Raw genomic sequence first — 9658 nt, 5'->3', positions numbered from 1 at the left:
GCTCCGGCTCCGGCTCCGGCTCCGGCTCCGGCTCCGGCTCCGGCTCCGGCTCCGGCTCCGGCTCCGGCTCCGGCTCCTCATGAGTGTCACCCGTTCAGGCCCCCTCCCCGCGGGCTCCGACGCGACGTACGACGTCGTGGTCGTCGGCGCCGGGGTCGTCGGATCCGCGATCGCCCGGACGCTGGCCCGACACCCCCTGCGGGTCGCCCTCGTGGAGGCCGCGAACGACGTCGGCGACGGTACGTCGAAGGCCAACACCGCCATCCTGCACACCGGTTTCGACGCTCTGCCGGGCACGCTGGAGGCGAAGCTCGTCCGCGAGGGATACCGACTCCTCTCCTCGTACGCCCAGGAGACCGGCATCCCCGTGGAGCCGATCGGCGCCCTGCTCGTCGCCTGGGACGAGCAGCAGCAGGCCGCCCTCCCCCGCCTCGCGGAGAAGGCCGAGCGCAACGGACACCGCACGACCGGTCTGCTCACCGTCTCCGAACTCCGTGCACGTGAACCGCACTTGGGCCCCGGCGCGCTCGCCGCACTCGAAGTGCCGGGCGAGTCGGTCATCTGCCCGTGGACGACCACCCTCGCCTACGCCACCCAGGCCGTCCGCTCAGGCGTCGACCTGCACCTCGACTGCCGGGTCGAGAAGGTCCGTCCGGGCGATCCGTACCACCGGCTCGTCACCCGGCGCGGGGTGCTGCGGACCCGGCATCTCGTCAACGCCTGCGGTCTCCACGCCGACGCCTTCGACGCGCTGGTCGGCCGCGCGGACTTCACCGTCACCCCGCGCCGGGGGCAGCTGCTCGTCTTCGACAAGTTCGCGCGCGACCTGGTGCGGCACATCCTGCTCCCCGTGCCGGGCCCGCTCGGCAAGGGCGTGCTGATCGCGCCGACGGTGTACGGGAACGTCATGCTCGGGCCCACCGCCGAGGACCTGGACGACAAGACCGCCACCGGCACGACGGCGGAGGGGCTCGCGGGACTCCGCGAGCAGGGCGGCCGGATCCTCCCGGCGCTGCTCGACGAGGAGGTCACCGCCGTCTACGCCGGGCTGCGGGCCGCCACCGGGCAGGAGGACTACCGGATCGCCGCACATCCGGGTCTCCGGTACGTGACGGTGGGCGGAATCCGGTCCACCGGGCTCACCGCCTCCCTGGCCGTCGCCGAGCACGTCCGCGGGCTGCTCGCCGACTGCGGGCTCGGCCTCGGGCCCGAGCGGCCCCTCGCCCGGCTCCGGATGCCGAACCTCGGCGAGGCCTTCCCCCGCCCGTACCGGGACGCCCGGCTCATCGCCCGGGACCCGGACTTCGGTGCGATCGTCTGTCACTGCGAGCGGGTCACCCGGGGCGAGATCCGGGCCGCGCTCACGTCGACGATCCCGCCGGGCGGCCTCGACGGACTGCGCCGCCGCACGCGCGCGCGTGGGGGCCGCTGCCAGGGGAACCACTGCGGCGCCGAGGTACGGGCGTTGTTCGAGGAGCACGCGGAGCACCGGGAGGGGACCCGGTGAGCCGTACGGGCGCGGTCGTTCGCGTACGAGGAGGGGCCCGGTGAACCGCACGGTCGACGTGCTCGTGGTCGGCGCCGGACCCGCCGGTCTCGCCGCGGCCGAGCGCCTCGCCGCGGCGGGTGCGGGGCGCGTCGAGGTCCTGGAGCGGGAGCAGGCCGCCGGCGGGGTCCCCCGGCACTGCGCCCGTCCGGGATTCGGCGCGGACGCCCGGGGGCGCCCGCTGGACGGTCCGGGCTACGCACGCCGCTCGGTGCGCGCGGCCCTGCGCGCCGGGGCCACCGTCCGTACGGGCGTGTCCGCCACCGGCTGGGCGGGGCCGCTCACGCTCGACGTCACCGCGCCGACGGGGCTCGAACGCATCCGGACCCGCGCGGTCGTCCTGGCCACCGGCGCCCGCGAACGCCCCCGCAGCGCACGGCTCGTCCCGGGGTCGCGGCCCGCCGGGGTCCTGACCACGGGCGAGCTCCAGCGGCTGGTCCTCCGGTTCGGGGCGCGGCCGGGGCACATCGGGCGGCGGGCGGTCGTCGTCGGTGGCGATCCCGTGACCCGCAACGCCGTGCGGACGCTGCGCGCCGCCGGGGTCGAGGTGGTGGCCGTCGTCTGCGAACACCCGGCGAGAAGGGTGGCGTTCGGGGCTGTTCCGGTGCTCGGCGGCGCGGTCGTGTCGGAGCTTCTCGGCCGCGGGCGGCTGACCGGGGTCTCGGTCCGGGGCGGGGCGGACGGTGCCACGCGGCACACACTGCGGTGCGACACCGTGGTCTTCACCGGGGACTGGATCCCGGACCACGAACTCGCCCGCGCCGGCGGGCTGCCGCTCGCCCCCGGCACGCGGGGACCCGCGACGGACGGCGCCTTCCGCACCGCCGCACCCGGGGTCTTCGCGGTCGGCAACCTCCTGCGCGGCGGGGAGCCGGCGGCGGTGGCCGCCGCCGAAGGGCGCGCGGTGGCGACGGCCGTGATCGACCTGCTCGAAGGAGGGTCCTGGCCGGAGGGCGGAGTGCCGGTGGGAGTGCCGGCGGGATCGGCGGGATCGGCGGGGCCGCTTCGGTGGGTGACGCCCGGTCTGCTCGGCCCGGTGGCCACGCCTCTGCTCGTACGTCCGGAGCGCCGGCTCGTACGCCCGGTCCTGACCGTCACCCAGGACGGCGTCCCGCTGCGGCGGATGCGGCTGAGCGGCTCGCTCGTTCCTTGGCGTTCGGTGCGGTTGCCGGCGCGGTGGGCGGACCGGGTGGACCTCGGCGGCGGACCGGTGGTGGTCGGCGCCGAGGAGTGACGTGTGCGGCGGGGGACCTTCGGCCAGACTGGCCCGCATGTCTGACAAACGCAGTGCGGGCCTTCTCGTCTTCCGCCGTACGACGGACGGTGGCGTCGAGGTACTCATCGGTCATATGGGCGGGCCCTTCTGGGCGTCCCGCGAGCAGTCGGCCTGGTCGATCCCCAAGGGGGAGTACGAGCCGGACGAGGCCCCGGAGGCGGCGGCGAGCCGCGAGTTCCTGGAGGAGCTTGGGCTTCCGGCGCCCGAGGGGGAGTGGCTGGACCTCGGCGAGTCCCGGCAGCGCAACGGAAAGCTCGTCACCATCTGGGCCGTCGAAGGGACGCTCGACCCGGGCGCGATCGTGCCGGGCACCTTCACCATGGAATGGCCGCCGCGCTCCGGCGTCCAGGGGGAGTTCCCGGAGATCGACCGGGTGGGCTGGTTCGCCCCGGAGACGGCGGCACCGCTGCTCGTGGAGGGTCAGCGGGTCTTCCTGGAACGGCTGGTGGAGCGGCTCGACGGGCGGGGCTGAGGGCGATTGTCAGACCCGTACGAGAGGGTGGTGAGCGCCGAACTGTCGAGAGGGAGCCCGACATGACCACGACCACGATCACCGCCAACGAGCGCGCGGCCGCCCAGGCGTACCTGCGGTTGCTCGAATCCACGCAGGCCGTGCTGACCGATCCACAGCTCGCCCCGTACGCGGGGGTGATGCTCACCCATCCGATGGCCGAGGCGGACGAGGCGCTCCGCGCGGCCGGCCTCGTGGGGAACGAGGCCCGGCTCCTGCGGCTCGTCTCGTCCCTGCGCACCTCCCCCGCGACCGCCTGGGGGCGTACCGGTTGAGGAGGGGGCCAGGTCCGCAGGGAGCCGGGTGAGGGGGCGGGCCGCCCCGCCCCCGCACGGCTCGGGGGCCGTCAGCCGCCCGGCCGGACCGGGAGCGTCCTGACGCTGTTGCCGACGAAACCGGCGTGGCGGGGCAGCTCCGACTCCGGGACAGCCAGGTCCAGCTCCGGGAAGCGGGTGAAGAGCGCCTCCAGGGCGATGGTGGCCTCCATCCGGGCGAGCGGGGCGCCCAGGCAGTAGTGGGGGCCGTGGCCGAGCGACAGGTGCTTCACCGGCGCCGTTCGGGTCAGGTCGAAGCGGTCGGCGTCCGGGCCGTGGGCCTTGGTGTCCCGGCCCGCCGCCGAGTACCCGGCCAGAACGGGCGTGCCCCGCGGGATGAGGGTGCCGTCGACCGTGAGGTCGCGGGTCGGATAGCGGAACGGGAAGTAGCTGACCGGGCTGTCCCAGCGGAGGGTCTCCTCCACCACGTCCGCCCAGGTCGCGCGGCCCTCGGCGACCAGGGCGAGCTGGTCGCGGTGGGTGCAGAGCGCCCGGACCGCGTTGGTGAGCAGGTTCAGGGTGGTCTCGTGGCCAGCGACGATCAGCAGGAGCAGGGTGCCGATCAACTCGGCCTGGTCGAGTCGGTCGCCGTCCTCGTCCCGGGCCGCGATGAGCGCGCTCGTGAGGTCGTCGCCGGGGGCGGCCTTGTCGGCGGCGATGGAGGCGAGGAGTTCGACGAGTTCGCGGTTGGCAGCGACGGCCTGCGCGGGCGTGGTGTCGGTCGCGACGACCAGGCTGGAGAGATGGTGCAGCCGGTCCTGGTGGGCGGCGTCGACGCCGAGCAGTTCGCAGATGACGCCGAGCGGCAGCGGAAGCGCGTAGTGACGGCGCAGGTCGGCGACGCCGGCGCCGGTCCTGGCCGCCTCTGCGAGCCCGTCGAGGAGCCCGGCGGTGACCGCCTCGACCCGCGGGCGGAGTTCCTCCACCCGGCGGGTGGTGAAGGCGCTGCTCACCAGGGCGCGGAGGCGGCGGTGGTCGGCGCCGTCCGCGGTGATCATGCCGGGCACCGTGGCGAAGGTCCGCAGGGGCCAGCCGTCGGGTATCCGGCCCTCGGCGAGTGCGGTGAAGTGCTGGGGGCCCTTGGCTACGTCGGGGTGGGAGAGGAAGTCCCGGAGGGCGTCGTGGCCGAGGACCGCCATCCCGTCGATCTCGCCGGGGAGCACCACCGGGGTGACGGCGCCCTCGGCAAGGAGGCGGGCGTTGTGCGCGTGGGGGCAGCCTCCGGAGGGGTCCATGCGGTGGGGCGGGCGGGGGGTGGTGTCGTGCGGGGCGTTCACTGGCGGTGTGTCCACTGTGGAAGCTCCTGACTGCGGGCCTTCGGGGGGCGGGACCAGGGCGGTGCGGGACCCCGGGGTGCGGGGGGCCCTTGTGGTGCGGGAGGGGCCAGAGCGGTTCGGGTCTGGGTGGGGCAAGGGGCATGGGCGCACGCCAGGACGCCGTCCCGTGTGCCCGCTGACCGGGCGCGGGGTCCGGGCGGTGCTTGCGGGCCGAGCCTACGGTCAATCCTGGTCCGTTCGTGGGCAGTTGACCACCGCATGGGGGCCTCGGCCCAGGAGTTCGGCCAGGCCTCGGCGGGTTGCCGCCACGACGACCCGGTCGTCCGGTTTCAGGACGCGGTCGGGGTCCAGGCGCCAGGCCTGGCCCGTACCGGATCTCGCGCCGCCGCCGTCCATGGCGATGACGCGCCACTTGCCCGGGTGGAAGGCCTCGGCCACGGTCAGGCCGTCCAGGAGCGGGTGGGCCGCGACGTCCACCGCGGCGAAGAGGAGGACCCGGCGCTCGACCGGTACGGCGCCGAGCACCTGTCGGCCCAGCATGGCGCCCGCGAAGGCGGGTGCGGCGAGGTAGGAGACGCTGCGGCTCCGGGTGAGGGCCGCCGGGTGGGCCGTACGGAGCGTACGGAAGACGGCCGTGGCGAAGTCGTCGTCGTACAGGCGCAGGACGACTCTCAGGTCGGGGCTGACGGCGCGGGCGGAGAGTGCCGCTTCCAGGTTGGTGATGTCGACGCTGGTCAGGGCGAGCAGGGCGTGGGCGCGGTCGATGCGGGCGGCCTCCAGGACGCCCTCCTCCGTGACGTCGCCGATGACGGTGGGGACGCGCAGCCGTCTGGCGACGGCGACGCCCCGGGCCTCCGGGTCGGACTCGACGCAGACCACGGGGATGTTCAGCCGGCGGAGCCGGGCGAGGACGCGGGTGCCGACCTTGCCGAGGCCGAGGAGGACGACATGGCCGGAGAGTCCGCGCGGCGGCCGACGCAGGGTGGTCGCCGTACGGAAGGTGCCGAGGCCCTCGATGAGGGCGGCGACGATGACCGGCAGCAGGAGCAGTCCGACGAACCCGGCGCAGATCTGGAGGACCTGGCGGCTGGTCGACTCCCCCACCGCCGGGTCGCCGATGGCGAAGATGTCGAGCAGCGTCAGATAGGCGGCGTGCAGCGGGTGGTCGCCGGTGGTGAAGGTGGAGGCCAGGGCGAGTGCGAGGACGGCGGCGGCCGCCCCGGCCAGGGACCAGCGCAGCCGGCGCGAGAAGAGCGAGGCGACGGGCAGCGCGGAGGCGGCGAGCCGGGCGGACGCCAGGGCGGGGCCCGCCGCGGTGACCGCTTCGAGGGTGACGGCGGCTCGGCCGGTGGCGGCGGCCACCGTGCGGTCGTCCGGCAGCAGTCGGGGGCCCGCGTCGCCACTCCGCTCGGAGCCCTCACAGCCCGCCGGGTCGCCGGCCGTGGCCGAGAGCAGAGCCAGGGTGCACAGACCCGGGTCGGGGGCCTCGCCGGCGGCGGGCAGCCGCTCCACGGCGTGCAGGAGCAGTCCGCCGGCCTGGACCACCTTGCTCGTGCCCGCGACCGCGGCCGCGGCGAGGCCTGGGGCGGCGGTGTCGACGTCCGAGAGGACGGTGGTGGCGGCGGCCGGCTTGTCGGGGTCGAGGCCCGGTTCGGCGACGGCGGCGGCCTGGTCGAGGAGGGTTTCCAGGTGCAGGCCGAGCTTGCGGTTGTAGAGCCGGATGACGAGGCGCAGCCGGGGGTTGAGACGGCGGGCGGTGAGCGCGGCCCGGATGTTGGTCTCGTCGTCCTCGTGGACGAGGGCGAGCGCGGCGGCCCGCTCCACACCGGCGTCCGTCAGGGCCCGGTCGTCGGCGTCGGCGGACTCGACGACGCGCAGGGTGCCGGTGGGTTCACCGCCGTCCGTGCCGGAAGCCGCCGGCGCGGCCGGGACGGCGGTGCCGGGAGCGCCGGCAGGAGCGGTGGTGCCCGTGGTGCGGATGACGGCGGCCGTGACGCGTCCGAAGAGGGCCAGCGCCCGGCCGGTGCGGGCGGTGGGCGTGCGCGGCGCGTCGGGCCGTACCGGCACGAGGAGGGTGACCTGCTCCCCGTACACCTCGTGCAGCTCGCCCGCGAGACGGTGGGCGAGGGCGTCGTCCCCGCAGACGATCATGTGCCCGGTGGCGGCCTGACGCGGCTGCCGCTCGGTGCGGAAGGCGGGCGCGCCGAAGGGACCGCCGCCGGAGGTCCCCGAGGACCTGGCGGGGCCCGGAACGGACCGGGAGGCCGGTTCGGCGGGAGGCACTCCGGCGCTCTCGGCCGGAACGCCGTTGCTCTGGTATGGGTGTGAGGGCACGTCACAAGCATGCCCTGCGCCACCGACAGCGGGCCGGGGAGGGCGTCACCACCCGGGCGGGCTCACGACTCGCCGCCGTACGCCACACCCGCTACGCCGGTCGGCGCACTCCGATCTGCGCGTTCCACACCTCCTTCCTACGGTTACTGAATGATCGTCACGTCAGCTGTCCGTCATGCTGCCGCCGGTACCGCGGCGGTGCTGCTCGCGCTGCCCGCTCCGTCGGCCACGGCATCTCCTGTCACCTCGACCGCGACCGTCACCTCGACCACGACCTTCTCTTCGACCGCGGCAGTCGCTTCTTCCGCGACCGTCACCTCTTCTCTCGATTCCCTCCGGACTTTCCTCCGGGAGCCCACGCCGCCCGCGCGCCAGTACGTCGACCGGGCCCGGCTCGGCCTGAAGGGCACCCAGGTGCAGCCGCTGCCGGGCGCGCCCGACGTGCCCTCGGTCTCCGCGCTGTCGTGGGTGGTCGCGGACGCCTCCTCGGGCGAGGTGCTCGCCGCGCGCAACGCCCACCGGAAGCTGCCGCCGGCCAGCACCCTCAAGGCGCTGTTCGCCCTCACGGCGCTCCCCCACCACGAAGCCTCCGAGCAGCACACCGTGGCCGATTCCGAGCTGACCGGGATCGGGGACGGCAGCAGCCTGGTCGGGGTGAAGGAGGGGTACACGTACAAGGTCTCCGACCTGTGGAACGGCGTGTTCCTCAGCTCCGGGAACGACGCGGTGCACGTCCTGGCCGCGATGAACGGCGGCTGGGAGTCGATGTCCCGGCAGATGCAGGAGAAGGCCAGGTCGCTGGGCGCCCTGGACACCCAGGTGGTGTCCCCCGACGGGTACGACGCCGCGGGGCAGGTGTCCTCCGCGTACGACCTGGCGGTGTTCGGCAGGGCCGGGCTCCAGGACCCCGCGTTCGTCCGGTACTGCTCGACTCGGTACGCCGACTTCCCGGCGGGATCCTGGTCGTACGGCATCGCCAACACCAACCGGCTCCTGACGGGCGCGGACGGCGTGGACCGCTACCCGGGGCTCATCGGGATCAAGAACGGCTACACGAGCAACGCGGGCAACACGTTGATCTCGGCGGCCCGGCGCGGCGACCGGACGCTGGTCGTCACGGTGATGAACCCGCAGAGCGGCGGCGGACTCGCCGTGTACGAGGAGGCTCGCGAACTCCTCGACTGGGGCTTCGAGGCGGCGGACGTGGTCCGGCCGGTGGGCTCGCTGCTCCCCGTACCGACCGAACCGACCGTACCGGCGAAGGCAGCGGCCGGTGCGGGCAACCGCGCGGTGGCGGTGGCCCGTGAGAGCCGCGACGCGAGGGCGGACAGTCGGGCGCCCCGGGCCGGGGCCCGGGCCGCGGCCGCGGCCGCGCCCGCCAAGGACCCCGCGCGCGGGGAGGAGCCGTCGGGCGCGTCGGCCGGCCTTCCGCTGGCCCTGGTGGGCTCGGCCTGCGCGGCGGCGCTCGCGCTGTGGGGCTGGCGGCGCAGGGTGGCCCACCGGGCGGGCTGACCAAAGGACGCGCCGGACCGGACTGGCAGGGCCGCGCCGCGTCGGACCGGACCGCGCCGGGCCTGTGCGACCCCGACCGGACCCGTCCATGCCTGTCGGCGACGGTTCGGTGGGTGCCGCACGATCCCGCTTCTAGCCTGCGGGGACGCCGTCCGGGGCACGCTCGGACGGCTTCCCGAGGGAGTGATGTGATGGCGGACCGGACGCTCGTACGGCGGATCGCCGAGCGGTTCCGCGAGGTGAACGGCGACCATCCGATGACCGCGGCCGACGACGCGTACGTCACCGCGCAGTTCGTCCCCCTGGAGGCCCTCTGTGCCTCGCTCGGGCGGGATCCCGACGCGGCCCGGCGGCTGATGCTCGGGCGGGTGCTTCCGCTGCCGGGCTATCTGCGCTCCGACGGCGCCGAGATGGTGCCGCGCGATCTGTTCCGCCTCACCGAGGCGGCGGGCGGATCCGAGCGGCTGCACGCCTGGTTCACCGCGCACTGGGAGGACGGGGAACAGGGGGAGGCGGAATGGCAGGCGTATCTGAGCGGCCAGTACGTCTGTCTGCGCACGGTGACGCCGACGCACATACGGCGCAAGGACGAGCTGACGGCGGAGATCACCGGGGCGCTGGCCTCGGCGAGGGCCGGAACGGCGGACGGAACCGCAGACGGAATCTCGGCCGGATCGGCGGACGGGTCCTGCCCCTCCCCCGGATGGCGTGCCGCGCTCCACGCGCGCGTGGACGAGCTCGACGCGCTGGAGCCGGCGTTCACGGCGTACGACCGGCTTCGTTTCGGCGGCCCCACCTCCCGGGACACCTGCGTGGACGCGCCGCGCGCCCTTTTTCCGCGCGGCGGCCCGGCAGCCTGAGAACACAGGCCGCCGGGCCGCCGTCGGA

At 75.1% G+C, this 9658-nt stretch carries 8 protein-coding genes; 6 read left to right on the top strand and 2 right to left on the bottom strand.

What is annotated here, in order from left to right; all coding sequences use genetic code 11:
- Window positions 1-79: 79 nt before the first annotated feature.
- From E0F75_RS22185 to E0F75_RS22170, 4 genes are all read left to right on the top strand, one after another.
- On the top strand, window positions 80-1507 hold the full coding sequence (locus E0F75_RS22185; protein ID WP_187624391.1) for an FAD-dependent oxidoreductase: 1428 nt from the start codon (window positions 80-82) through the stop codon (window positions 1505-1507).
- A 40-nt stretch (window positions 1508-1547) separates the two neighbouring features.
- Window positions 1548-2780 carry an FAD-dependent oxidoreductase gene (locus E0F75_RS22180; RefSeq protein ID WP_187624288.1) on the top strand — a complete coding sequence of 411 codons (1233 nt, stop codon included), beginning with the start codon at window positions 1548-1550 and terminating at the stop codon, window positions 2778-2780.
- A 37-nt stretch (window positions 2781-2817) separates the two neighbouring features.
- Window positions 2818-3294: an NUDIX domain-containing protein gene (locus E0F75_RS22175; protein WP_187624287.1), complete on the top strand. Its 477-nt coding sequence runs from the start codon at window positions 2818-2820 to the stop codon at window positions 3292-3294.
- 62 nt (window positions 3295-3356) lie between these two features.
- On the top strand, window positions 3357-3608 hold the full coding sequence (locus E0F75_RS22170) for a hypothetical protein (RefSeq protein ID WP_187624286.1): 252 nt from the start codon (window positions 3357-3359) through the stop codon (window positions 3606-3608).
- 71 nt (window positions 3609-3679) lie between these two features.
- Here E0F75_RS22170 and E0F75_RS22165 read toward each other — a convergent pair whose 3' ends face one another.
- Together E0F75_RS22165 and E0F75_RS22160 are read right to left on the bottom strand one after the other, a co-directional pair.
- Window positions 3680-4882, bottom strand: coding sequence for a cytochrome P450 (locus tag E0F75_RS22165; protein WP_187624390.1), 1203 nt, complete (start codon window positions 4880-4882; stop codon window positions 3680-3682).
- 264 nt (window positions 4883-5146) lie between these two features.
- Complete coding sequence (locus E0F75_RS22160; protein ID WP_187624389.1) at window positions 5147-7075, bottom strand: TrkA family potassium uptake protein; 1929 nt, start codon at window positions 7073-7075, stop codon at window positions 5147-5149.
- A gap of 333 nt (window positions 7076-7408) precedes the next feature.
- Between E0F75_RS22160 and E0F75_RS22155 the strand changes: the two genes are divergently transcribed.
- Window positions 7409-8770, top strand: coding sequence for a D-alanyl-D-alanine carboxypeptidase family protein (locus E0F75_RS22155; protein WP_187624285.1), 1362 nt, complete (start codon window positions 7409-7411; stop codon window positions 8768-8770).
- Window positions 8771-8961: 191 nt separating this feature from the next.
- Window positions 8962-9630, top strand: a complete 669-nt coding sequence (locus E0F75_RS22150; RefSeq protein ID WP_187624284.1) for a DUF6058 family natural product biosynthesis protein — start codon at window positions 8962-8964, stop codon at window positions 9628-9630.
- Window positions 9631-9658: the final 28 nt, after the last annotated feature.

Origin of the sequence: Streptomyces sp. CB02980 (genome assembly GCF_014451325.2) — a bacterium.
Taxonomy (GTDB): domain Bacteria; phylum Actinomycetota; class Actinomycetes; order Streptomycetales; family Streptomycetaceae; genus Streptomyces.
This window is presented reverse-complemented; position numbering and strand designations above follow the sequence as displayed.